At 71.1% G+C, this 22,761-nt stretch carries 22 protein-coding genes and 1 pseudogene; 8 read left to right on the forward strand and 15 right to left on the reverse strand.

Translation table 11 applies throughout. The features are described from left to right. A pseudogene (locus CR470_RS20995) lies at positions 1-588 on the forward strand (serine/threonine protein kinase); the annotation flags it as partial. A gap of 127 nt (positions 589-715) precedes the next feature. On the opposite strand, the gene CR470_RS21000 reads toward CR470_RS20995, so the two are convergent. Both CR470_RS21000 and CR470_RS21005 read right to left on the reverse strand, forming a co-directional pair. Next, a complete protein-coding gene (locus CR470_RS21000) occupies positions 716-1,192 on the reverse strand; it encodes a hypothetical protein (protein ID WP_097869097.1) in 477 nt (158 codons plus the stop codon). A gap of 102 nt (positions 1,193-1,294) precedes the next feature. Further along, entirely contained in the window at positions 1,295-2,254 is a 960-nt protein-coding gene (locus CR470_RS21005; protein WP_097869098.1) for a hypothetical protein, read from the reverse strand. A gap of 129 nt (positions 2,255-2,383) precedes the next feature. Here CR470_RS21005 and CR470_RS21010 point away from each other — a divergent pair, with 129 nt between their 5' ends. Together CR470_RS21010 and CR470_RS21015 are read left to right on the forward strand one after the other, a co-directional pair. Further along, positions 2,384-3,403 carry a MarR family transcriptional regulator gene (locus CR470_RS21010; protein ID WP_097869099.1) on the forward strand — a complete coding sequence of 340 codons (1,020 nt, stop codon included), beginning with the start codon at positions 2,384-2,386 and terminating at the stop codon, positions 3,401-3,403. Between the two features lie 39 nt (positions 3,404-3,442). Continuing rightward, positions 3,443-4,576 (forward strand): hypothetical protein, encoded by a 1,134-nt coding sequence (locus tag CR470_RS21015; RefSeq protein WP_097869100.1) that lies wholly within the window; start codon positions 3,443-3,445, stop codon positions 4,574-4,576. A 42-nt stretch (positions 4,577-4,618) separates the two neighbouring features. On the opposite strand, the gene CR470_RS21020 is transcribed toward CR470_RS21015, so the two are convergent. Next, positions 4,619-5,587, reverse strand: a complete 969-nt coding sequence (locus CR470_RS21020) for a LysR family transcriptional regulator (RefSeq protein ID WP_097869114.1) — start codon at positions 5,585-5,587, stop codon at positions 4,619-4,621. 39 nt (positions 5,588-5,626) lie between these two features. Between CR470_RS21020 and CR470_RS21025 the strand changes: the two genes are divergently transcribed. Beyond that, positions 5,627-6,520 carry a serine hydrolase gene (locus tag CR470_RS21025; RefSeq protein WP_097869101.1) on the forward strand — a complete coding sequence of 298 codons (894 nt, stop codon included), beginning with the start codon at positions 5,627-5,629 and terminating at the stop codon, positions 6,518-6,520. 146 nt (positions 6,521-6,666) lie between these two features. Next, a complete protein-coding gene (locus CR470_RS21030; protein ID WP_373561433.1) occupies positions 6,667-7,614 on the forward strand; it encodes an MBL fold metallo-hydrolase in 948 nt (315 codons plus the stop codon). A gap of 77 nt (positions 7,615-7,691) precedes the next feature. Here the strand turns inward: CR470_RS21030 and CR470_RS21035 are convergent, their stop codons facing one another. Next, positions 7,692-8,525 (reverse strand): PIG-L family deacetylase, encoded by an 834-nt coding sequence (locus tag CR470_RS21035; protein ID WP_097869115.1) that lies wholly within the window; start codon positions 8,523-8,525, stop codon positions 7,692-7,694. Between the two features lie 468 nt (positions 8,526-8,993). Here CR470_RS21035 and CR470_RS21040 point away from each other — a divergent pair, with 468 nt between their 5' ends. Further along, positions 8,994-10,208 carry a metallophosphoesterase gene (locus tag CR470_RS21040; RefSeq protein WP_097869103.1) on the forward strand — a complete coding sequence of 405 codons (1,215 nt, stop codon included), beginning with the start codon at positions 8,994-8,996 and terminating at the stop codon, positions 10,206-10,208. Between the two features lie 13 nt (positions 10,209-10,221). Here CR470_RS21040 and CR470_RS21045 read toward each other — a convergent pair whose 3' ends face one another. Further along, the gene (locus CR470_RS21045; protein WP_097869104.1) at positions 10,222-10,632 is read right to left on the reverse strand and encodes a Fur family transcriptional regulator; all 411 of its coding nucleotides are present in this window, start codon (positions 10,630-10,632) and stop codon (positions 10,222-10,224) included. A gap of 375 nt (positions 10,633-11,007) precedes the next feature. Here CR470_RS21045 and katG point away from each other — a divergent pair, with 375 nt between their 5' ends. Next, on the forward strand, positions 11,008-13,263 hold the full coding sequence (katG, locus tag CR470_RS21050; RefSeq protein WP_097869105.1) for a catalase/peroxidase HPI: 2,256 nt from the start codon (positions 11,008-11,010) through the stop codon (positions 13,261-13,263). 342 nt (positions 13,264-13,605) lie between these two features. On the opposite strand, the gene CR470_RS21055 is transcribed toward katG, so the two are convergent. Then, positions 13,606-13,971: a hypothetical protein gene (locus CR470_RS21055; protein ID WP_257138861.1), complete on the reverse strand. Its 366-nt coding sequence runs from the start codon at positions 13,969-13,971 to the stop codon at positions 13,606-13,608. Between the two features lie 113 nt (positions 13,972-14,084). Here CR470_RS21055 and CR470_RS21060 point away from each other — a divergent pair, with 113 nt between their 5' ends. Next, positions 14,085-14,354 (forward strand): hypothetical protein, encoded by a 270-nt coding sequence (locus tag CR470_RS21060; protein WP_097869106.1) that lies wholly within the window; start codon positions 14,085-14,087, stop codon positions 14,352-14,354. 394 nt (positions 14,355-14,748) lie between these two features. Here CR470_RS21060 and CR470_RS21065 read toward each other — a convergent pair whose 3' ends face one another. From CR470_RS21065 to CR470_RS21100, 9 genes are all read right to left on the reverse strand, one after another. Beyond that, a complete protein-coding gene (locus tag CR470_RS21065) occupies positions 14,749-15,270 on the reverse strand; it encodes a hypothetical protein (protein WP_097869107.1) in 522 nt (173 codons plus the stop codon). A 183-nt stretch (positions 15,271-15,453) separates the two neighbouring features. Continuing rightward, on the reverse strand, positions 15,454-16,341 hold the full coding sequence (locus CR470_RS21070) for an ABC transporter permease (protein WP_097869108.1): 888 nt from the start codon (positions 16,339-16,341) through the stop codon (positions 15,454-15,456). After that, positions 16,338-16,952, reverse strand: a complete 615-nt coding sequence (locus CR470_RS21075) for an ABC transporter ATP-binding protein (protein ID WP_097869109.1) — start codon at positions 16,950-16,952, stop codon at positions 16,338-16,340. The genes CR470_RS21070 and CR470_RS21075 overlap by 4 nt, the downstream gene beginning before the upstream one ends. A 324-nt stretch (positions 16,953-17,276) precedes the next feature. After that, complete coding sequence (locus CR470_RS39655; RefSeq protein WP_179892333.1) at positions 17,277-17,438, reverse strand: hypothetical protein; 162 nt, start codon at positions 17,436-17,438, stop codon at positions 17,277-17,279. Next, positions 17,435-18,388, reverse strand: a complete 954-nt coding sequence (locus CR470_RS21080) for an ABC transporter permease (RefSeq protein ID WP_097869110.1) — start codon at positions 18,386-18,388, stop codon at positions 17,435-17,437. Before CR470_RS21080 ends, CR470_RS39655 begins: the two co-directional genes overlap by 4 nt. After that, entirely contained in the window at positions 18,385-19,980 is a 1,596-nt protein-coding gene (locus CR470_RS21085; protein WP_097869111.1) for an ABC transporter substrate-binding protein, read from the reverse strand. Before CR470_RS21085 ends, CR470_RS21080 begins: the two co-directional genes overlap by 4 nt. A gap of 70 nt (positions 19,981-20,050) precedes the next feature. Further along, complete coding sequence (locus CR470_RS21090) at positions 20,051-20,851, reverse strand: class I SAM-dependent methyltransferase (RefSeq protein WP_097869112.1); 801 nt, start codon at positions 20,849-20,851, stop codon at positions 20,051-20,053. Next, positions 20,848-22,122, reverse strand: coding sequence for an MFS transporter (locus CR470_RS21095; protein ID WP_097869113.1), 1,275 nt, complete (start codon positions 22,120-22,122; stop codon positions 20,848-20,850). The genes CR470_RS21090 and CR470_RS21095 overlap by 4 nt, the downstream gene beginning before the upstream one ends. After that, positions 22,119-22,761, reverse strand: a 643-nt coding sequence (locus CR470_RS21100) for a mandelate racemase/muconate lactonizing enzyme family protein (RefSeq protein ID WP_306667805.1), incomplete at its 5' end; no start/stop codon positions are given. The genes CR470_RS21095 and CR470_RS21100, both read right to left, overlap by 4 nt.

Below are 22,761 nucleotides of genomic sequence, written 5' to 3' on the forward strand. Positions count from 1 at the left end.
GACCAGGCCGTGCCGCCGTTCTGGCGTGCGCTGGCCGCCGACTGCCTCGCCCCGACCCACGAGGCCCGCGCCCCCCACACGGCGGAGAGCCTGCTCGCCCGCATCGCCACCCACCGGGAGGCGCCCGGGACCAGGGCGGGACAGCGGGGCGCCCGGGCCCGCGCGGCCGTCCTGGCCACCGCCCTGTGCGGGATCGCCGGGGCGACGCTGTCCTCGGACGGGGTCCGGACGGTCGCCCCCGTGCAGCCGGGCCGCGCGAGCACCGAGCCGCCCGGGACGGTCCAGGTGTACAACGCGGAGCGGGACTGCCGGGGACGGAGCGACCGGGACCCGCGGTGCAGTCTGGGTCTGGCGATCGATCCGGTGCGGCCCTACACCTCGGAGAACGTCGTACCGACCAGGGTGTGGCACGGGGACGTCCTCGGCACCGACTGCCAGGTGCGCGACGGGGAGACCATCATCGACGAGGAGGACCGCCGGTCCACCCACTGGTTCCGTGTCCGTCTGCCGCCCGGCTCGGAGCCTCCCACCGCGTGGCTCCCCGCGGTGCGGGCCAAGGAACGCCCGGCGCTGCCGGAGTGCTTCTAGGCCCTGTCGTCGAACTGCGCCGTCACCCCGCCCGGGGCGATCAGGACGACGGCCGGGGCACGGCCCACCGGTGGTGGACCGGTGGGCCATGCCCCGGGTGCGGCGGCTCAGCCGTGAGCCCGCGCGGTCACGTCGCCCAGCGGGCGCAGTTGTTGTCGTTCGGGGAGACCCAGCGGTGGGAGCTGATGGCGTCGTTGGCCTTGCCTTCGTCTTCGGGGCCGGTGTTGTTGTGGAACTCGTCGTTGTTGAGGTTGGAGGCGTAGGCCTCGTCCCTCGACAGGCAGATGTGGCCACCCGCCCAGTCCTGTCCGGTCCCGTTGAAGAACTGGAGCTCGTAGTCGTTCCCCTTGTTCAGGATCGAGGACGCCTCGTTGGTGTCGCCGCCCTGGAAGGGCCCGGAGCTGTTGCCCCAGTCCGAGTCCCAGCTGGCGGAGTTGCCGAGGTGACTCTCGCAGTAGGCGTGCTTGTAGGCGTACATGTACCCGGACTTCGCCGCCGTGTAGTTGTCGCTGCAGTTCGCGGCGGCCTGCGCGGTGGTCGCGGGGACGATCGCTCCGAGGCCCGCGAGGGCGAGAGTCGCCAGGACGGCGGGGATTTTACGCATGATGCGTCACTTCTCCTTCAGTAGGGTGCTGCGAAAGGTCCCGTAGCTGCGATGCTGCGGAAATCCGGGAGGTCTGGGGCCGGGCGGTCAGGGGCCGGGCGGTCAGGGGCCGGGCGGTTCGGTGTCCTCGGGCTGTTCGCCCACGACGCCCTCGGCCCGGGCCAGCGCGGTCAGCCTCATGCGCTGGTAGGTCGCGATGTCCTCGCTGTACCTCTGGAGCTTCTTGCCACGGTATTCCCGTTCGAGGGAGCGTGCCGTATCGCCCAGCGACGTCTTCACGGAGCATGTGGCCTCGGCGACCGCCAGTCCGACCTCGGTCGCGTGTGCCCGCGCGGGGCTGAGTCCTTTGGTGAGCGCGTACCGCTTCTCGCGGATCTCTTCAGGGCTCGCATAGACGTGGCCTGCCGCGCGCATACAGCGGGACCATGCCCTGACCGCCCTCACCAGGCGCTTGTCCTTGACGAGGTCCGGTACATAGAGGGGTGTCAGGCTCGTGGCGGTCTTCTTGGCGCGGAACCAGGTCTCGGGATCGCCGTAGAGCCGCTCCCCGGTCTCGGCCCGGCAGCCTTCGCGTGGGGTCTTGACGGTGCCGCCCGAGGGCAGTTCGACCGACAGCATGCCCTGGGCGGGGTCACCGCTGAGGGCCTGGGAGTAGCGGATGCGCTCCGCTTCCGACAGAGCGTTGGCGTACGCGGCGTTCGGGTCGTTCAGACGGGCCCTTTCGGACTTCTTCTCCAGCTCTCCGCCGTAGCCGTGCCTGCGCGCCCAGCCGACATCGCTCAGAACGTAACCGCCCCCCTTCAGCTCGTCCACCGTCGGCAGGGACCCGATCCAGTACGGGTGGCCCGCCCTCTTCATGCACTCCTGGGTGAGCATCACCTCGGCACGCCGGATCAGGACCTGCTCGGCGTCCGTCAGATCACGGTTCTCTGCGCCCTGCGCGGCGGCGGCGCGCGGCCGGTCGGATCCGGCCGGATCGACCGTTGCCGCCGTGGTGCAGCCGACAGCGGTGATCGCGGTGACGGCGACGAACGCGACACCCGCGCAGGCGGAACTAAACATGCCTCTCATGCCCGTTGAGCCCCCGTTTATCGTGTCTTGACCTCTGCCTCCTACGATCGCCCAGCCGGTGGCGGTGAACCAAGGCTGTTGCGCCGCAGCGCAAAAGCTCAGTTCAGGGGGGAGAACGGGATGCTCCGCATACATTTCAGCGAGGTCGACCTGGCCAGGACCAGGCTGGCCGCCGCTCCGGACCCGCTGTGGGAGATCGCCTCGAGTCTGCACCGGCTCCAGTCCCGCAAGGGCCGGTGGGCCTACGCCGGATGGCACCGGGCGGCACGGGAGCAGTTACGGGAGAAGGGACTGGAACGCCTCGTACGCAGCGTTCTGCTGCCGCTGTACCCCAGGGCCGCGTACTTTCCGGACTTTCTGACTCCGGCCCAGGGGGCGGGCGGCATGGCCGCGGGGATGGAGTCCGTGCTGGCCACGTCTCCGCAACGGGTCCTCAAGGAGATGGGCATCCTCGACCGGACCATCGGGGCCCCTTCGTGGGCCGGGCAACTGGCCGGGCTGGAAGCCCGCAAGGAGTTCGTGGGGATGTTGCGCGCCTACTACGAGTCCGTCGTCGTCCCGCACACGGAGCAGGTGCAGACGAGGATCGAGGCCGAGCGGGCGGCGCGCTGCCGTGGGCTCCTCGACGGCGGCGTGGAGGGCATGCTCGCGGGGCTGGGGCCACTGCTGCGCTGGCGTCCTCCGGTCCTGGAGGTCACCTACCCCAAGCAGGCCGAAGACCGGGACCTGTACTTGAACGGCCGCGGGCTCACGCTCGTCCCCTCGTACTTCAACTGGGGTGAGCCCGTCGCCTTCGCCGACCCGGAACTGCCGCCCGTGCTCTGGTACTCGCTGCTCCACGAGTCGGACGCCTCCGACAGCTCCGGGGGGAGCGTGGACGCTCCCGGGCAGCCCTTGACCGCCCTGCTCGGGCGGGCCCGGGCGATCGCCCTGTGCGCCGTGTCCGCCGGCGCCACGACCGGCGAGATCGCGCGCGCCGCCGGAGTCTCGGCGTCCTCCGCCAGCAGACACGCGACGGCGTTGCGCGACGCGGGACTCGTCACCAGCGTCCGCAGTGGCCCGACCGTGCTGCACACCCTCACACCGGCGGGGGCGTCCGTACTCCGGGCAGCCACCGGGGCGGTCCGTCGGGCAGGGTGACGGGCAGAGGAACCCGATGACCGAGCGACAGGAAGAACGATGAGTTTCGCTGACGAGCAGGAGCGGCTCCTGCGCGCGCCGAGAAGAGACCTCGACCGAGCTCGGCGCCACCCGGATACCTGGTCGGATCTGGCCTTCACCGCGGAGCACACCGCCGAGGGTCGGGGGATCGACCGTGGGAAGGCCGCCCGCCGGAGCGTTCTGTGGGCGCTTCAATACGACCGTCGCCCCCAGGACCTGGGACTCCTGCGGTTTCTCCTCCGGCAGGAGATCACGTTCTACCGAGAACTCGTCCCCTGGGGACTGGCATCGGACCTGACGCTGGCAGGCTTCCTGGTCGCCGAGCACCGGCGGGCGGAGGACATATGGCTGCACTGGTCCGCCAAGAACATCAGCTTTGACACGGCTCTCGGATATCACCTCTACCACCTGCTGACGGGAGGCGTCGCCGCCGCCGTGGAAGCCGTACGCGCGAGCACCCACCCCGATCGTGGCCGCGTTCTGGGCGACATCACGTCGGACCGCCACACCGACGCCGCCGTCGAGCAGTGGCTCGACGAACAACGTGCGCGGTTCCCCTCCGACCCGGCGGAGGAGAGCCTCGGATCATGGGCCCACCACGCCGCGGGACTGGGCGAGCGGGAAGCGTCCCGCCTGTTCATGACCGCGTGGGCGGCGAGCGGGCCACGCACCGAGGACACGCTCAACACGCTGCGGTTTCACCTGGCCGAACTCGGCTTCCTCACCGAAGCGGTGGCCGTGCAGCAAGAGGTCATCGCGGTCAGCGACGCGCCACGGGAGGCTATGGCGTTCAACCTGCTCACGCTCGGCCGGCTGCAACGACAGGCAGGAGACGCTTCGGACGCGTGGAGAACACTCGAAGAGACGCGGAACCTCATGCCCGCCGACAAGCGGGGGGTGCGCGCGGGGCTGTGGCGGCACTTCGTCAAGGAGTGCTTCCTCGTCGTCGCGCACACACCGGACGACGCCGCGACTCGTCGTCGATTCGCGGTGAGTGACGAGCACCTGCGCGGGATTCCCAAGCTCTGGATGGACAAAGTCCTCGACGCCGCACTCGCGGCCGCCGAACACCTCGGGGATCCGCGGGCACTCGACCGCTACCGCACGTTGCGTCAGGACGCGGCTCGTGAACGCGAACAGGGCATCGCTTAGGCGGCCGGCCGTACGGCGTCGGGCCCGCCGGCCGGCGCCGCGTCAGCTCGGCTCGTCGTACACCACCGACCATGGGCGGGGAGGCCCGTCCGGCGGGCGCGGGGCGGCGTCGCGACGCGGCGTCGCCGACCGGTCGCGTGCCAGCACACCGGCCGCGAGCTCCGCGAAATGCGGTGCGGCCGGGTGGGCGGCACGACCGGAGGGCCAGGCGCCGGTCGTCCGCCGGGTGAGCGGGCGGCCCGCCAGGGGCCGCCAGAGCACGCGGGGCTCCTTGCGGGCCACCGGCCCCTGGTCGAAGGCGACGCCGTGGCCCGCGTGGACGAGGGCCAGCAGGAACTCGGGGTTGGACGCGTGCCGGACCCGGCCGGGCACGAAGCCCTCGGCGCGGCAGGAATCGAGGATCTGGTCGTACCAACCGGGGGCCTGGGCGCGAGGAAAGAGCACGAGATCGTGGCCGGACAGTTCGGCGAGCGCCACTTCGGGGATCCGGGCCAGCGGTGACGTGCGGGGAAGCACGACACCGAGCTCCGCGCGCACCTCCGGGCCGAGGCGGAGTTCGGTGGCGTCCACGGGCTGGTGGACGAGGCCGACGTCGAGCCCGCCGGAGGCGAGCAGCCGCAGCTGTTCCTCGGTGGTGATCTCCTGCAGATCGACGGACAGGCCCGGGGAGTGCCCCGCGCAGGCCGAGAGCAGCGCGGAGAGGGTGGAGACCGTGGTGTCGGGAGGAACGCCCGCGCGCAGGATGCCCAGGCCGCCGTCACCGGCGCGACGGGCCAGTGTCCGCAACCGCTCCTCGCGGGCCAGGAGTTCACGGGCCTCGTCCAGCAGGACCATGCCGGCGGCGGTGAGCCGGACCTGACGCTGCGACCGGTCGAACAGCGCGGCTCCGAGGTCCTTCTCCAGCCTGCGTACCGCCTGGCTGAGGGGTGGCTGGGCCATGCCGAGCCGGTCGGCGGCCCGGCTGAAGTGCAGCTCGTCGGCGACGGCGACGAAGATACGCAGGTGGCGCAAGAGATCCACAGCAAGTGACCTTATGCGAGGGGCGAACCAATGGTCGAGAAACGGATCCGCGAGGTGTTCGCGGGGGCGGGTGCCGAGGGGTTGTTGCACGCGGTCCGCGTCGAGGGGAAACCGGGCGACGGGGAAGTGGCCGTCGGCGCCGACGAGTCCGTCGTGATCGCCTCGGTCTTCAAGGTGCTGCTGGTCCTGGAGTTCGCCCGGCAGGTGGCCGCCGGCCAGCTCGACCCGCGTGAGCGGGTGCGGGTGACGGCCGCCGACCGGCTCGGCGGCTGGGGCACGGCGGGCTGTGCGGACGACGTCGAGCTGTCACTGCGCGACCTGGCGTTCTTCGCCATCTCGGTGAGCGACAACTCGGCGGCGGATCTGCTGCTGGCACGCGTCGGCCTGGACACGGTGCGGCTGCTCGCCGAGGAGCTCGGGCTCGACAGCACGCGCGTCGTGGGTGGCCCCCGTGACGTACTGGAGTCGATGCTCAGCGAGGTCGGCGCTCGCGACGAGGCGGAGTTCGCCCTCCGGTACCCCGCACTGCCGGACGATCACAAAAGGCGCCTGAGCGTGCTGGATCCGCTGCGGACCAACGCGGGCACCCCCAGGGACATCACCCGACTGCTGCGTCTCGTCTGGCGTGACGAGGCAGGTCCGCCGGAAGCCTGCGCCTGGGTACGGGAGTTGATGGGCCGCCAGGCGTTCCGGCATCGGCTGGTGTCGGGGTTTCCCGACGAGGTGGCGATCGCGGCCAAGACCGGAACCCTGCCCGGCCTGCATATGGAGGCGGGGGTCGTTCGGTATCCCGACGGCGGCCTGTACGCGGTCGCCGTCTTCGCCCGTACGCGTGAACTGGCCGCCTCGCGCACGGCGGTGGACGCGGCGATCGGCGCCACGGCCCGGATCGCCGTCGATTTTCTTCGCGCCAAGGGGTTCTGACGTGTACCCATATGCGTTCGCGTATGAGGACACCCAGATTCTGATCTTGGACGAAGGGGGTCGCGCCCTGATCTCCTGACGGCATGAACAAGGACACAGAGGTACAGCCTCCGAAGCGGCGCGTTCAGGCACTCGGCCGGCGCGCGCTGCTGCGCGGCGCCGCGATCGGCGCGGCGGCCCCACTGCTCTCCGCCACGACCACCACCGCCGCAGCGGATCACGGGGCCCCCGCGGCCGGTTCGGCGTCGTTCCGCTGGCTGGGCACTTCCGGCTGGCGCATCGACGTCGGCGGTCGGACGGTGCTCTTCGACCCTTACATCACCCGGTTCAGGACCGGCCTGTTCGACGGAGGGCTCAAGCCGGACACGAAGTTGAGGTCCGACCCCGATCTGGTCCGGGAGCACGTCGGCCACCCCGAGATCGTCCTGGTCAGCCACTCGCACTGGGATCACATCGCCGACGTGCCGCACATCGCCAAGTCCACCGGCGCGCGGGTCGTCGGCACCGAGACCACCTTCCACCTGCTGGTCGCGTTCGGAGTCGACCCCGGTCAGATCTCGGTGGTGAAGGGCGGCGAGGTCCTGGACTTCGACGGAATCACGGTCCAGGTCGTGTCGAGCCTGCACAGCCGCAACAAGCGGCATTCCTACTTCGCCCCGGGCACGCTGAACGCTCCCCCGGCGGCGGCTCCGAGGACCATCTCCGATCTGCCGGAGGGCGACACCCTCGCCTTCCAGGTGACGGCGGGGAGCGACGGCCCGTCGGCGTTCCTGATGGGCGCCAGCGACTTCTCCGAGCAAGCCGTACAGGGGCTGGGCCCCGATCTCGCGATGGTCGCCGTGCCGTCCGGCGCCGCCACGTTCCGCTATACGTCCCGGCTGCTGCGCGCCCTGGACCGGCCGGGCGTCGTCGTGCCGGTCCACTGGGACAACTTCGAGGAGCCGCTGAGCGAACCTCCACGCCGCGATCCGGTGATGGACCTGGACGGGTTCGTCGCCCAGGTCCACCGGGAGTCCCCCACGAGCCGGATCGTCGTCCCGGACTACCGCACGATGTACGGCGCGGACATGCGCGCCGGTACGTCCACGGGTTAGGCGCCGGTACGCCTACGGCGCGGGCTCCGATACGTCCATGGCGCAGCGGTACGTCCCTGGCGCAGGGGGCGGGCGGTTCAGCGGAGTCCGGCGAAGAGGTCCTTCTCGGGCACGGCCGCGCCGGTGGGGTCCTGGACGCGCAGGAAGGTCTCCATGCCCATCAGCTCGCCGAACCTCTCCTTGCCCATCTTGAGGAAGAAGATGTTCTCGCCCTGACTGGCGTGCGCGGCCAGGGCGTCGAACTTCTGGCCGCTGAACGCGGTGGTGTCCACCCAGGTGGTGATCTCGTCGTCGGGGAGGCCGATCTCGGCCATCGCGGCGGTCTCGGCGGGATCCGGCTCCGGCATGTCCTCGTGGAACTCGCGCATGGCCTCCCCGAACCGCTGCATCGTCGAGCGGGGCATCGTCGTCCAGTACACCTTCGGCGTCAGCTCGGTCATCTCCAGCGCCGCCATGGTGATGCGGTGAGCCTGGATGTGGTCGGGGTGGCCGTAGAAGCCGTTCTCGTCATAGGTGACGACCACATCGGGGCGGTAGTGCCGCATGAGTTCCGCGAGCCGGGCGGCACCCTTCTCCACCGGGGTCTGCCAGAACGATCCGGGGGCCTCGTTGCTCGGCCAGCCGATCATCCCGGAGTCGGCGTAGTCCAGCGTCTCCAGATCGCTGATCCGGAGGACGTCACAGCTCTCCTCCAGCTCCCGACGGCGCATCGAGGCGACGGCCGCCGGATCGTGTCCGGGGTCGCCCGGCTTGACACCCCCCGGTCCGTCACCGCAACCGCCGTCGGTACACGTCACGAGAACCGTGCGCACGCCTTCCGCCGCGTACCGCGCCAGCACCCCTCCGGTTCCGGTGGCCTCGTCGTCGGGGTGGGCGTGCACTGCCATGAGAGTCAAGGGCCGGTCGGTCATGAAGGGGTCCTCCCGCAGAGATACGTCGTCGTCCGGGCCGGCGGCGTGCGTGCGTGCCACGATCCCGGGGCTCGGAATCCCGACGGGGCGGACGACCCCGCGGCCCCCGTGTTCCCCCGCCCGCACGGCGCCGGTCCCTTGAACGGTGCAACCGCGCCGACCGGGCCGGCTGTTCCCGACCGGGCCCGCCATTCTCGACCGGGGGCGCCGGCCGGCCCCTCGACGCTCCGGTACGGCGGCGATCGGCGCACCATGAGCTGCCCGACAGGTTCCGGCGGCCGGGGCCGGAGCGGAATCAGGGCATGGGCGTCGGATCATGTCGGGCCGCGGGCTGACGACCGGTACGCCGGCTGTGCTGTGCTGTGCTGTGCTGTGCTGTGCTGTGCTGTGCTGTGCTGTGCTGTGCCATAAACACCGCCCGGCTCCGCCAGGGCACGATCCGCGGGACAGCACCTCAGGAGGGGAAGCGTGACCGAGACCAGCGAAACCCGATCCGACGCCGGCGAAGCGCCCGGGGCGCCACGGAGCCGGCTCCAGCGTCTGATGCGCTACATCCCTCTGATCGCCCCCGTCCTGTTGTGGGCCGTGCCGTGCTGGGTTCTTCTGCACACCGGCCAGCACTGGCCGCTCCCCGTCGCCCTGACCGGCACCGCACTGTTCGTCCTCGGCCTGGCCGGTATGCCGCTCGCGATGGTGCGCGGCCACGGCCGGCGCCAGCAGGACCGGGCGGCGATCGTCGGTGACACGCTGCTGGGCGGCATCTGGACCCTGTTCACCTGGTCCGTTCTGCTCGGCGTCCTGCTGCGGTTCGCCCTGACCGTGGGCGGCGTCGGTGACGGACAGGACCGGGCGCGCATGGTCACCTGGTCCGTCCTCGGCGTCGCCGCCGTGCTGCTCGCCTGGGGGTACGCCGAGGCACGGCGCGTGCCACGTGTGCGCCGACTCGACGTGCGGCTCCCGCGCCTGGGGGCGGGGCTGGACGGGACCCGCGTCGTCCTGATCACCGACACCCACTACGGTCCGCTCGACCGCGCCCGCTGGTCGGCACGGGTCTGCGAGACGGTGAACACCCTGGAGGCCGACCTGGTCTGCCACACCGGCGACATCGCGGACGGCACGGCCGAACGCCGTCGCGCGCAGGCCGCCCCGCTGGGTACCGTGCAGGCGACTCGGGCCCGTGTCTACGTCACCGGTAACCACGAGTACTACAGCGAGGCCCAGGGCTGGGTCGACCTGATGGACGAGCTGGGCTGGGAGCCGCTGCGCAATCGCCATCTGCTGCTCGAACGCGGCGGTGACACCCTCGTGGTCGCCGGCGTCGACGACGTCACCGCCGAGTCCTCCGGACTGGCGGGCCACCGCGCCCACCTCGCCGGAGCCCTGCACGGCGCCGACCCCGATCTCCCCGTCCTCCTCCTCGCCCACCAGCCCAAGTTCATCGACCGCGCGGCGGCCCACGGCATCGACCTCCAGCTCTCCGGGCACACCCACGGCGGCCAGATCTGGCCCTTCCACTACCTGGTCCGCCTCGACCAGCCGGCCGTCGCCGGCCTCAGCCGCCACGGCGCTCGCACCCTCCTCTACACCAGCCGCGGCACCGGCTTCTGGGGCCCGCCCTTCCGCGTCTTCGCCCCGAGCGAGATCACGCTGCTCGTGCTCCGCTCCCCGCAGCCGTCCGGCTGACGTGCGCCGGCGGTCAGGCGCAGTCCGGGCACAAGCCGCGGTAGGTGATCTCCGCCGAGCCGACGGCGAACCCGAAGCGCTCGGCCTCGGGCAGGTCGCCGAGGGCATCGCCGACCGGGTGGACGTCGCGGACCGTGCCGCAGCCGGAGCACACCAGGTGCTGATGGGGGCGGCGCGCGTTCGGGTCGTAGCGCTTGGCCCGGCCCACGGTGGAGACCTCCAGCACCTCGCCGAGCGTGACGAGTTCCCCCAGCGTGTTGTAGACGGTCGCGCGGGAGATCTCGGGCAGTCGCGCGGAGGCCCGCAGATGTACCTCGTCGGCCGTCAGGTGCACGTGGTCGCCGTCGAGGACCTCCGCGACGACCCGCCGCTGCGAGGTCAACCGCCAGCCACGGCCCCGTAGCCGCTGAAGGAGGTCGCTCATCTCGTCACCTGCTCCGCTTCGCGGGGGACGCGCGACCCCGGAAGGATCCAAGGACGCCGCATCCCGGCCATTATCGTTTTAGCGCACTTCTTGACTTGGACGAAGTCCATCGTAGGATCGATCCCGGCGACATCCAAGAGACAGGAAGACTCCGGTACGGCAGCAGAGAAGCGTGGTGGGACACCGTCGGTCGACCGCGCGGCGCCGACCGAGCGCCGTCCTCGCCGCACCGCCCGGGACCGTCCGGTCCGGTGGTCCGTGAGGCGTACGGGCGGCCGCGGCGAGACCTGGCATACAGCGTGCCCCTCCTGCACGGACCGAATCCTCCTCCCCCGTTCAGCACCCCCACGACCCACCGGGTCCGGAAGGATTGCCATGACCGAGAACCACGAGTCGCATGTCTTTGATCCCGTCACCCCGGATTCGCCCGAGACGGCCGTCCCCGAGGTGCCCGGGGCCCAGGCGGGCGGCTGCCCCGTGGCCCACGGCCGCGCGGCGCACCCCACGCAGGGCGGCGGGAACCGCCAGTGGTGGCCGGACCGCCTCAACCTGAAGATCCTCGCCAAGAACCCCGCCGTGGCGAACCCGCTCGGTGCGGACTTCGACTACGCCGCCGCGTTCCGGGCGCTCGACCTGCCCGCGGTGAAGCGGGACATCGCCGAGGTGCTCACCACGTCGCAGGACTGGTGGCCGGCCGACTTCGGCAACTACGGGCCGCTGATGATCCGGATGGCCTGGCACAGCGCCGGCACGTATCGCATCAGCGACGGCCGCGGTGGCGCGGGCGCCGGTCAGCAGCGCTTCGCCCCGCTGAACAGCTGGCCGGACAACGGCAATCTGGACAAGGCCCGCCGTCTGCTGTGGCCGGTCAAGAAGAAGTACGGCCAGGCGCTGTCGTGGGCGGACCTGCTGATCCTCACCGGCAACGTCGCCCTGGAGACCATGGGCCTGAAGACCTTCGGCTTCGCCGGCGGCCGCGAGGACGTCTGGGAGTCGGAGGAGGACGTCTACTGGGGTCCGGAGACCACCTGGCTCGACGACGAGCGCTACACCGGCGACCGTGAGCTGGAGAACCCGCTCGGCGCGGTCCAGATGGGCCTGATCTACGTCAACCCCGAGGGCCCCAACGGCAACCCGGACCCGGTCGCGGCCGCCCGCGACATCCGCGAGACCTTCCGCCGGATGGCGATGAACGACGAGGAGACCGTCGCCCTCATCGCCGGTGGCCACACCTTCGGCAAGACGCACGGCGCGGGCCCGGCCGAGAGCGTCGGCGCGGACCCCGAGGGCGCCTCGATGGAGGAGCAGGGCCTGGGCTGGCGCAGCTCCCACGGGACGGGCAAGGGCGGGGACGCCATCACCAGTGGTCTGGAGGTGACCTGGACCAGCACCCCGACCACGTGGGGCAACGAGTTCTTCCACAACCTCTTCGCCTACGAGTACGAGCTGACCACGTCCCCGGCCGGCGCGCACCAGTGGGTCGCCAAGGACGCGGAGGCGACGATCCCGGACGCGCACGACGCGTCGAAGAAGCACAAGCCGCAGATGCTCACCACCGACCTGGCGCTGCGTTTCGACCCGGCCTACGAGGAGATCTCGCGCCGCTTCCACGAGAACCCGGACGCGTTCGCGGACGCCTTCGCGCGCGCCTGGTACAAGCTGACGCACCGCGACATGGGCCCGATCCAGCGCTACCTGGGCGCCGAGGTTCCTTCCGAGGTGCTGCTGTGGCAGGACCCGTTGCCCGCGCGCACCGCTGAGCTGCTGGACGCCGCGGACATCGCCGCGCTCAAGGAGCAGGTGCTCGCCACGGACCTGACGGTGGCGCAGCTCGTCTCGGCCGCCTGGGCCTCGGCCGCGTCCTTCCGCGGCAGCGACAAGCGTGGCGGCGCCAACGGCGCCCGGGTCCGTCTGGAGCCACAGCGCGGCTGGGAGGCGAACGACCCGGACGAGCTGGCGCGGGTCCTCAGCGCTCTGGAAGGTATCCAGGAGTCCTTCAACGCCAAGGGCGGCAAGCAGGTCTCGCTTGCCGACCTGATCGTGCTCGCGGGCAACGCGGCCGTCGAGCAGGCGGCCAAGGACGCCGGCGTCGAGGTGCGGGTGCCGTTCACCGCGGGCCGGGTCGACGCCACGCAGGACCAGACGGACGTCGAGTCCTTCGCCGCCCTGGAGCCCGTGTACGACGGCTTCCGCAACTACGCGGGCAAGGGCAGCCGCCTGCCCGCCGAGTACCTGCTCCTCGACCGCGCCAACCTGCTGACGCTGAGCGCCCCGGAGACCACCGTCCTGGTCGGCGGTCTGCGCGTGCTGGGCGCCAATTCCGGCGGCTCGACGCACGGCGTCCTCACCGACCGTCCGGGCACGCTGACCAACGACTTCTTCGTGAACCTGCTCGACATGGACATCACCTGGAAGTCGACGTCCTCGGAGCAGGACGAGTTCGAGGCCCGCGACGCGACCGGCCGGGTCAAGTGGACCGGCACCCGCGCGGACCTCGTCTTCGGCTCCAACTCCGAACTCCGTGCCCTCGCCGAGGTCTACGCGAGTGACGACGCGCGGGAGAAGTTCGTGACGGACTTCGTCGCCGCCTGGAGCAAGGTCATGGACCTCGACCGCTTCGACCTGGTCTGACCGCGCGGCCGGGGCCCGCCGCCTGCTCGGCGCGGCCCCGGCCGAGCAGGCGGCCGCGCGGGGGCGAGGCTTCGCTTCAGTCCTGGCCCAGGACGCGCAGAAAGGGATAGCGAGAACACCTAAGAGAAAGAGGAACCGGGTCTCTGCCGTCACCATCGGCACCCGCGCGCCCCTCGGGAATCGTCGGCGCATCCCTCGAAGCACGTAGCGGCTCCTCCTGGTGCACGACGACGGTGAACGGCATGTCGGCAGGACGGCCGTGGATGTTGCGCTCGGTCCTGGGCCCACTGGGCGTCGGTCAACACGCTCAATACAACGAGGGGCCACCTACGCCGCAACGCCTCAGAACCCAGCCATGGACTTATCGAGCACTCCACCCAGCGCACCGTAGACACTGCAGCGAACCGAGTGCTGCGCCCTGCGGCGCAGCCCGAAGCCCACGATGAACGACAACGCGAACAGCCCGCCCAGGACCGTCGCTACGAGCTGGTTGTGGACGAAGTACACGAAGCACGCGACTCCAGCCCAGACCAGGATCGGCAGGAGCGAGCCGCGCAGCACTGTCCCGAACCTGATCCGTTCTGGCCCGGACGGCAGCACACGTTCATGCCACACCTCGATGTGGTTCCGGGTCACACAGTGCTCGGGTTGCATGAAGCCATCATCACGGTCTACCTGGCAGCGCTCCATCTCGCGGAGCATCTTCATCTGGTCTGCGCACTGACTCGATGCCGCCATTGGCACAGAATGATCTCGTGCTTCCTCCTCGACTGCTGTGGTGCGATCCTCGGCCCATCCCCCGGTTCAACCATCAGGAACCGGTGACACTGATCGTCCGGGACCCCGGTTTCCACGAGCCGACTGACGAGGACGACTGCACGGTGTTCTCGTACTTCTGCCAGGCGCATGACTGCTTCTACCAGAGCGAGGCCTGCGGGGAGGGGCCGCATCTCGTGGCTCTGCACTGTGAGGAGCACGGGCCCGAAAGCATGTGGCCACAGCCACTCACACTCATGTTCCCTGAAGGTTTTGAACCTCCGATCAGTGAGGCGCAACTCAGCTTGCTGCAGGCAGAGTGGGATGTCGCCTGAGCATGATCCGCAAGAGACGTCCCTAGCTGCACGCCAAGCTGTGTGAGGGACTGGGGTGGTTCGTGCATCACTACTCCGAGCGCCCCGACCCCGAGCGCTTCGACGAGCACGTCATCACGCGCACCATGGCGACCATCGAACAGGCCGGGTACGGGACGGACTCGGACCTGTGGACGAGCCCCACGAGCCCCTGGTATCCGTGGCGGCACAGTGCCAGCACACGCCGCCCCGTGGCTGCGGCCCGATCCGTCCGGGCAACTGTGCGACCACCGGCGAGTAGCTGCGCTGCCCCGGCAACCCGCAAGGACACCACTGCTGACGCGCTGGCAGCCCCGGCGTCGGACCCGCCCTGCAGAGGCGCCGCCCGGCCGGGCGGCGCCCGACCGCTCTCCTGCTACCAGCCGGCCTTCACCGCGTTGTAGGCCGTACGGCAATCGGCGTTGGTGGCCTCCGCGGCCAGCTTCTCCATGGAGTTCATCCAGACCTTCTTGGCCAGCTTCTCCAGCTCACGGGTCTCGGCGGGCACGTTCGGGGCGTACTTCTTGATCGTCGCCAGTGAGGACCTGGCGAACTTGTTGCACACGGGGCCGGCGGCGTTCCGGTAGCGGGTGTCCAGGTCCGTCGCTACGGCCTGGCCGTTCTGGGTCGCCCAGGTGTTCCAGGCCGCGCACGCCGCCTCGGTGAACACTGCCTGGTCGGCCTCGCTCAGCCCCAGTACCTCGCCCAGCATGGTGTTCTTGGCCTTGTCGGGGACCGTGAAGTCCACCACGGGGAACTTGTCGAGGGTTTCGAGCAGCGCCTCCTGACAGGCGGGAGGCAGCGGGGCCGCCTGGGCGGTGGAGGGGGCGGCCAGGGCGGAGACGGACAGGAGAGCCGCGGTGAGGACGGTGCGCTGGACGGTACGCGAAAGAGTCATGGGGGCGGTGCTCCTTGTACGGGGAGTATGGCGGTCCGGGCACCACGTCAGCGCCCGACGGCTACAGAACGATCACCGCCTTTCGCAGGTCACGGGCCTTACGCCGGAACAAGCCGGGGCACACAGGGTCGTCGGCCGTCCGTGCGACGAGCGAAGAAGCCGGACCTTCCGACCGTCCGCGGATCACAGGGGCCCCACGCGTTCCGCGGACGAGCCGGACTCCGCCGCGGGCAGGGGTGCGCGCGGGCCCTCGGCCGTCCCGCGTCCGCGTCCGCGTCCGCGAGGAGAGGGAATCCATCTCGTCCGTCCTGACCGGAGCGCGTTGCGGGTCCGCCGGCGGAAGACCAGGAACCCGGCCGACGCGGAGCCGACGAGCCAGAGGCACTGGATCACGAGCCCCCGGGCGGCCGACGCGTCGGAGAAGGCCGCGGACATGCTGGCCTGCACAGCTCCGTACGTCGGGAGGAAACGCACGACGGCGCTGTCCGACCCGGAGCTGGAGAGGGGGTTCTGCAGGGCGACGTCGAGGATGCTGATCATCAGGATGGCGAACATGCCCTCGACCTCCCGGCGGAGTACCGAACCGAAGACCACGCCGAGCGCGCCGTAGGTCAGAGCCGCGCAGAACAGGGCGGCGGTGAGAAGAAGGGGCTGTCGTGGCGGCCAGGCGATTCCGACGACGACCGTGGCGTACGCCGAGACGGCGATACAGACCAGCGTGAGCGCGGAGAGCTTGGCGAGGACGAGGTGATACCGAGGGTAGCCCGCCATCGCCAGGCGGCGGTCGAAAGCGCCTCCCGTGAAGGTGGCCGCGAACATCATGAACCCGGCGATCAGTGTGACCGCGTTCAGCGCACCGGTGATCTGGGTGAGGTGGTTGCCGGGCGGGGACAGGATCTCGCCGGTGGCCCGGAGGCGGAACGGGGCCGGCTGGTCGGGAATGGTCACATAGGCGAGGGCGATCCATACGGGGATGTACGCGACCACCAGCAGCATCGCGAACCGGTTGCGGGCGTGCCCGGTCAACGCGTACCGGGACGCCGTGGCGAACAGGAGCCAGTGCCGCCTCATGCCGCCGCCTCCGTGGGCCGTTCCGGGCGGTGGAGGCGCCCGTTCTCCAGGCGCCAGAGCAGATCCAGCCGGTCGATGTCGTACGCCAGGTGCGAGACGACCAGCACCGAACGCCCGGCGTCGCGCAACCTCGTCGCCAGTTCCCAGAAGCGCAGATACGTCTCCCAGTCGAAACCCTGGTAGGGCTCGTCCAGCAGGAGCACGTCCGGATCGTGCATGAGCGCCAGGGTCAGGTTCAGCTTCTGCCGCGAGCCCCCGCTGAGCAGACCCGCACGCCGGTCGAGGTACTCGGTGAAGGCCAGGGTCTCCATCACCTCTTCGGCCCGCCGCAGGTCCGCGAGACCGAACGCGCTCTTGAAGAGGTCGAGATGCTGGCGGACGGTGAAGGAGTCGTCCAGAACCACGGACTGCGGGCAGTAGCCGAACCTGCCGTGGTGACGCACCGAACCCCGGTCCGGCCTGAGCTCACCCGAGAGAATCTTCAGCAGCGTCGTCTTGCCCGCGCCGTTCTCCCCGACGATCCCGGCGAGGGTGCCGGGCCGTAGCCGAAGGTCGACTCCCCGGAGAACGGCGTGCTGCCGGTAGGAGTGGTGCACATCGTGGACGTCCATCGTCTCGCTCCGTCGTACCAGGTCTTCGCTACGGCCGCGGAACCCCTCCGCGGCCGGCCGGTCGGCGGGCCTCCGGTCCGGCGCCCGGCGAGGCGGAACCGATCCGCTCGTGCCCAACGAGCCGGCCGCGCGGCGGAAACGGCGCCGCACGCGCGGCCGCTCGCCCGGTGTCAACCCGGTGCACCACTCGTCATGCGTGCGACGGGACTACCGCCGATAGCCGCTCCCGGGGCGGCGGGCGGCGGCTAGCGTGACCGGCTCCAAGCGCCGGAGCCACGGGCATGGAGCCGTCGTCACATACATGTACGCACAGGGAAAGGCCGGTCAGTCATGCGGAGAACGTGCGTGATCGGAGCAGGCCCGTCCGGCCTGGCCACGAGCAAGGTCCTCGCCTCGCGCGGCCTTCCCTTCGAAGAGCGGGCCCAGCAGGGCGAGGGCGAGCGGTACGCCGACGATCGCGGCGCCGAGTACGAAGCGGGATCTCATGCCGCTACCCCCGCCCTCGGCGCGAACCGGCGGGCGACGAGGTCGGCGCCGAGGTTGAGGACGACGGTGGCCAGGCCGAAGACCACCGCGAGACCCTGCACCACGGGCACGTCGCGTTCCGCCACGGCGTTCATCAGGACGGTGCCGAGTCCGGGAATCACGTACAACGCCTCCACGACGATGACCCCGCACAGCAGCCAGTCGACCGTGCGGGCGAGCTGCTGTGCGGCGGGGGTGATCGCGTTGGGGAGAGCGTGCGCGTACCGGACGCGTGCGCCGGGTATTCCGTAGCGGCGTGCCTGGGCGACGTACGGGGAGGCCAGCGCGTCGATCATGCCCGCCCGCACCAGGCGGGCCAGGGAGCAGACGGGCCTGGACAGCAGGACGAGAACGGGCAGCACCAGGGCGGCGGGGTGGGCGAGCAGGTCGGTGCCGTAGCCGACGGCGGTCGGCGGCAGCCAGCCCAGGCGCAGGGCGAAGACCGTGGTCAGCAGCACGCCGAGGGCGAACTCCGGAACCGCGTACACGCCGAGGGTGACCGAGCTGACCAGCCGGTCCACGAGCCGCCCTTCGTGGCGGGCTGCCAGCACCCCGAGGCCGGCCCCGACCGGCACCAGGAGCGCCACCGTGAGCACGGCGAGCAGCACCGTCGGCCCGAAGCCGTCCGCGATGTACGTGGAGACGGGCCGCCCGGAGGCGAGCGAGGCGCCGAAGTCGCCGCGCAGCAGCCCGGCCGCCCAGTCCGCCAGCCGTTCGTAGGCCGGCCGGTCCAGCTCCATCGCCTCCCGGATGGCCGCGATCCGTGCGGGGTCGGGCTGATCACCGGCGAGGGCCACGGCGGCGTCGCCCGGCAGCGCCTCGGTGAGGGCGAAGACGAGCAGCACGACCGCTGCCGTCTGTCCCGCGCCGAGCAGCAGCCGCCGGGCGATCCAGGAGCGAAGTCCGCTCACGCCAGCCACACCTTGTCGAAGCGCGCCCAGTCGAGGGAGTTGGCGGGAGCCTTCGTCTCGACGCCCCGGACGCCCGGGGCCGTGCCGAGGATCCAGTCGGCGAAACCCCAGACCAGGAAGCCGCCTTCGGCGTGCAGGCGGCGCTGCATCCGCGCATAGACGGCAGCGCGGTCGGCCTCGGCCCTGGTGGACTGCGCCTGCTGGTAGAGGGCGTCGAAGTCCTTGTGCTGCCACTTGGTGGCGTTGGTGGTGGAGCCGGTCAGCAGGCGTTGGGAGATGTGGGCCTCGATCGGCATGGCACCGGAGCGGTAGGAGCAGAGGGTGCCGGAGTCGAGGATGTCCTTCCAGTAGCTGTCCTTGCTGCCGGACTTGACCGTGATGGTGACTCCGGCCTTGGCCGCCTGGTCGCGGAAGATGGTCGCGGCCTCGGTGAACCCGGCCGCGACCGGGGAGGTGTCGAGGGTGACCTTGAGATTCTCGGCCCCGGCCTCCCTGAGCAGCGCCTTGGCCCGGTCGAGGTCCTGTTCCCGCTGCGGGAGGCCCGCGGCGTAGTACGCGTATCCCTTGCCGAAGAGGTCGTTGCCGATCTCGCCCGCGCCGGACAGGGCGCCGTCGACGAGCTCCTCGCGGTCGGCGATCAGGAAGAACGCCTCGCGTACCCGCCGGTCGTCGAACGGCGGTCGGTCGGTCTTCATCGCGAACGACTGCATGGCGCTGTTGCGCAGCCGCACGATCTTGATCTGTCCCTTGTCCTCGTGGGCGCGGGCGGTGGTGGGGTTGAGCTCGTGCGCGTACTCGATCTGGCCGCCGAGGAGGGCGTTGACGCGCGCGGACTCCTCGTTGGCGACAATGAACTCCAGCTCGTCGAGGTGCGGGGCGCCGTCCCAGTAGGACTCGTTGCGCTTGAGGACGGCGGACCGGCCGGGTGCGAAGGACACGAAGCGGAACGGCCCGCTGCCGACCGGGTTCCTGTCGAAGTCCTGTGCGCCGCCGGGGACGATGTACGCGCCGAAGGCGGCCAGCACGTTGGGGAATTCGGCGGTCGGCCGTTTGAGGGTGAACTCGACGGTCCGCGCGTCGAGGGCACGGCTCGCCCTCAGGTCGATGGGCTCCAGCGACGCCTTGGCGCGGAACGCCTTCTTCGGGTCGGTGATGCGGCGGTAGCTGTGGAGGACGTCCTGAGCGGTGACCGGCTTGCCGTCGTGGAAGGTGGCGTCGCGCAGGGTCACCTTCCAGCGGTCCAGACCCGCGTTGGACTCCCATGCGGAGGCCAGCCGCGGCTGGGCGGAGAGGTCGGGCCCGTAGTCGGCGAGCTTGTCGAACAGCGCCTTGGCGCGGGCGACGTCGGCGAAGAGGTTGCTCAGGTGCGGGTCGAGGGTCTCGCTGGCTCCGCCCCCGGCGAAGGCGGCGCGCAGACGGCCGCCACGGCGGGGCTTGCCGTCTCCCTCGGCGGAGGCGTCGGCTGACGGGCCGGGGCCGCCGCAGCCGGTGAGGGCGAGTGCTCCGAGGCCGGCCGCGCCTCCGGCCGCTGCCAGAAAGCCCCGGCGGCGCAGACCTGGGAAGCGTGGGTCGTTCAAGGCGGCGTCGTTCATGGCTGTTTCCTTGCTGTGTGTGCGAGCGAACATCGGGCCGGGGGGTCTCGGCCTCAGTGGGTGCGTGGGTTCAGCGGTCGTGCGTCAGGCGGGCGACCAGGTGCAGCCGGTCGGCGTCGGCCGTCGCGGCGGGCAGGTCGCCCTCTCGCCACGGCGGCTCGGTGCGCGGGCCGGGCCGGTCGTACAGGCCGAGCACCTCGAAGCCGTGGGCGGCGAGGAAATGGCGCAGCTCCTGGGGAAAGAGCAGTCGCCACGCGGAGTGCTGCTCGACCGGCGGCGCTCCGTCGTCGGAGGTCCACACCCGCCTGCGGCGCAGCAGTTGCGCGGCCCGGTCCACGTACAGGGTGGTGGTGGACCGGTGGACAACGCCCTGCCAGGTGAATCCGTTGACGGTCGGGGCGTCGAGGAGCTCCGTGCGGCCGAGGAAGAAGGCGCCGTTGCGCATCTCCGCGACGAGCAGGCCGCCGGGTACGAGGCAGCGTCGGCAGGATGCCAGGAAGGCGTCGAGTTCGTCGTTGGTGTGGCAGTACAGCAGGGCGCTGTCCAGGGACACCGCGGCGTCGAAGGAACCCTGGCCGAGGTCGAAGCCACGCAGGTCGGCGCGGGTGTACTCGGGGCCGGGGTGGTGGAGACGGGCGTACTCCAGCATCGCCTCGGACAGGTCGGCGCCGACGACCGTGCGGCCCGCCCCGTGGACGTACGCGGCGTCACGGCCGGTGCCGCAGCCGATGTCGAGGACGCGCGGTCCGGCCCCGTACCTCAGAAGGCGGTCCACTACCCAGCGTCCGGCGAGGCGCTCGGTGTCCGGGAAGCGGGCCTCGTACAGCGCTGGGTTCTCGGTGAGCAGGTTGTCGCCGGTCGCGCCGTTCACAGGGGGCTCCTCATGCGGTCGCCGATCAGGGGGGCGGGGCGGGAGGGCAGCGAACGGAGCCGGTGCAGCCAGGTGACCCCGGCGGCGGAGGCGAGCCCCAGGGCCAGGCAGCACGTCCAGGGCAGCCAGTGCGCCCCCGTGTGTTCCCCGGTATCCATGGCCCAGCCGATGACCGTGTTGCCGACGGCCGCGGCGATGCCCGAGACCATGGAGAAGAGGCCGAAGTAGGTACCGGTGAGTTCCGGGCGGCCGAAGTCGGGGATCAGTTCCATCACGAACGGCTGGGCGATCATGACACCCCCGTGGAGCAGCAGCGCACCGGCCAGCACGGGCAGGGCGCGGAGCACCGCGTCGCCCGCGTCACCGGGCGCCGTGCCGGCCCCGGCCACCACCATCGGCGGTACGAAGGCGAGCCCCATGAGGGCGAGCCCCACGCTGATCCACCGCGCCCGGCTGCCCCGCCCCTTGAGCTGTCGCGTGATGCGCAGTTGCAGGCAGAGGCCGGCGAGCGTGCCCACGACGAAGACGATGCCGGCCGCGCCGTCCCAGCCGGTGGCCCGGCGGGCGCCGTCCGGCAGGAGCAGGTACAGCTGGTTCTCCATGGTGAACATGCCGACCATCACGAGGGCGAACACCACGAAGCCCCGGTTGCCGGCCGCCTCCCGCCAGTCCGCGAGGACGCTGTTCCCGGACGGCGCGGTCGCGCGGCGGGGCAGCACCATGGCCTGGGCGACGGTGAGCACCGCGAAGACGCCTGCGGCGGCGAGGGCGGAGGCACGGAAGTCGACCAGCAGCAGGGCGCTGCCGAGGAGCGGTCCGATCAGGGCGCCGGTGGTCGCGAAGACGTTGAACAGGGCGAACGCCTCGGCCTTGCGCTCCCCCGCCTCCAGGGCGAGGTAGGCGCGTGTGGCCGGGTTGAACAGGGCGCCGGCCAGTCCGCTGAGTACGGAGGCGGTGAGCAGCACCGCCAGTCCGTCGCCGAGCGCGAAGAGCCCGAAGCCGACCGTCCGCAGCGCGCAGCCGGCGATGATGACCCCTCGCGCGCCGAGTCGGTCCGATGCCGAGCCGCCGATGAGGAACAGACCCTGTTGGCTCAGGTTGCGTACACCGAGCACGGTGCCGACGACCACCGCGGACATTCCCAGGTCCTCGCTCAGATGCAGGGCGAGGTAGGGGATGAGCAGGTAGAAGCCGGTGTTGACGCCGAGCTGGTTGACCAGGAGCAGACGTATCGCGAGCGGAAAGCCGCGTATCTCGCGCAGCGTGCTCACGGCTGGTCCCCTCTCCCCCGGGTACCCGGCCGGACCCCGAGGCCGGGGTTCCGGCTCACCCGGACGGTGCCGTCGTCGCCGCCGATGCCGGTCCACGGGTCGTCGGCAAGCAGCAGGTGTCCGTCCAGGTCGATCCAGCGGGCGCGGTCGGCGAGGTGGACCGCCGGGGCGATGCCGAGGGTGCTCGCGGTCAGGCAGCCGAGCATCAGTTCGGTGGCGGTGCCGGCGATCAGCTCGGCGATCCTCAGGGCCGCGGTGACACCGCCGCACTTGGCGAGCTTGACGTTGATGCCCTGCACACGCCCGGCGAGACGGCGGGCGTCGTCGTGGTCGACCGCGTCCTCGTCGGCGATGATCGGCAGCAGCGAGTGTTCGGCGAGCCGTGCGAGGGCTTCGGGGTCGCCGGGCGCGAGCGGCTGCTCGACCGCCTCGATCTCCAGCTCCGCGAAACGGGGCAGGAGTCTTTCGGCCGTGCGGAGGCTCCAGGCCCCGTTGGGGTCGAGCAGCAACCGCGCGCGGGGAGCGGCGACGCGCACGGCTCTGACGCGTGCCAGGTCGTCCTCGGGGTCCGGGGAGCCGGCCTTGATCTTGAGGATCGAGAAGCCGTCCCGCGCCAGGCGCCCGGCCTGGGCACCGGCC

This window comes from Streptomyces sp. rh34, from assembly GCF_002551245.1.
GTDB lineage: Bacteria > Actinomycetota > Actinomycetes > Streptomycetales > Streptomycetaceae > Streptomyces.

Coding starts and splice junctions, on each gene's coding strand:
- CR470_RS21000 (WP_097869097.1), bottom strand. CDS start 1,192: ATGCGTAAAATCCCCGCCGTCCTGGCGACTCTCGCCCTCGCGGGCCTC.
- CR470_RS21005 (WP_097869098.1), bottom strand. CDS start 2,254: ATGTTTAGTTCCGCCTGCGCGGGTGTCGCGTTCGTCGCCGTCACCGCG.
- CR470_RS21010 (WP_097869099.1), top strand. CDS start 2,384: ATGCTCCGCATACATTTCAGCGAGGTCGACCTGGCCAGGACCAGGCTG.
- CR470_RS21015 (WP_097869100.1), top strand. CDS start 3,443: ATGAGTTTCGCTGACGAGCAGGAGCGGCTCCTGCGCGCGCCGAGAAGA.
- CR470_RS21025 (WP_097869101.1), top strand. CDS start 5,627: ATGGTCGAGAAACGGATCCGCGAGGTGTTCGCGGGGGCGGGTGCCGAG.
- CR470_RS21035 (WP_097869115.1), bottom strand. CDS start 8,525: ATGACCGACCGGCCCTTGACTCTCATGGCAGTGCACGCCCACCCCGAC.
- CR470_RS21045 (WP_097869104.1), bottom strand. CDS start 10,632: ATGAGCGACCTCCTTCAGCGGCTACGGGGCCGTGGCTGGCGGTTGACC.
- katG (WP_097869105.1), top strand. CDS start 11,008: ATGACCGAGAACCACGAGTCGCATGTCTTTGATCCCGTCACCCCGGAT.
- CR470_RS21055 (WP_257138861.1), bottom strand. CDS start 13,971: ATGAAGATGCTCCGCGAGATGGAGCGCTGCCAGGTAGACCGTGATGAT.
- CR470_RS21065 (WP_097869107.1), bottom strand. CDS start 15,270: ATGACTCTTTCGCGTACCGTCCAGCGCACCGTCCTCACCGCGGCTCTC.
- CR470_RS21070 (WP_097869108.1), bottom strand. CDS start 16,341: ATGAGGCGGCACTGGCTCCTGTTCGCCACGGCGTCCCGGTACGCGTTG.
- CR470_RS21075 (WP_097869109.1), bottom strand. CDS start 16,952: ATGGACGTCCACGATGTGCACCACTCCTACCGGCAGCACGCCGTTCTC.
- CR470_RS39655 (WP_179892333.1), bottom strand. CDS start 17,438: ATGAGATCCCGCTTCGTACTCGGCGCCGCGATCGTCGGCGTACCGCTC.
- CR470_RS21085 (WP_097869111.1), bottom strand. CDS start 19,980: ATGAACGACGCCGCCTTGAACGACCCACGCTTCCCAGGTCTGCGCCGC.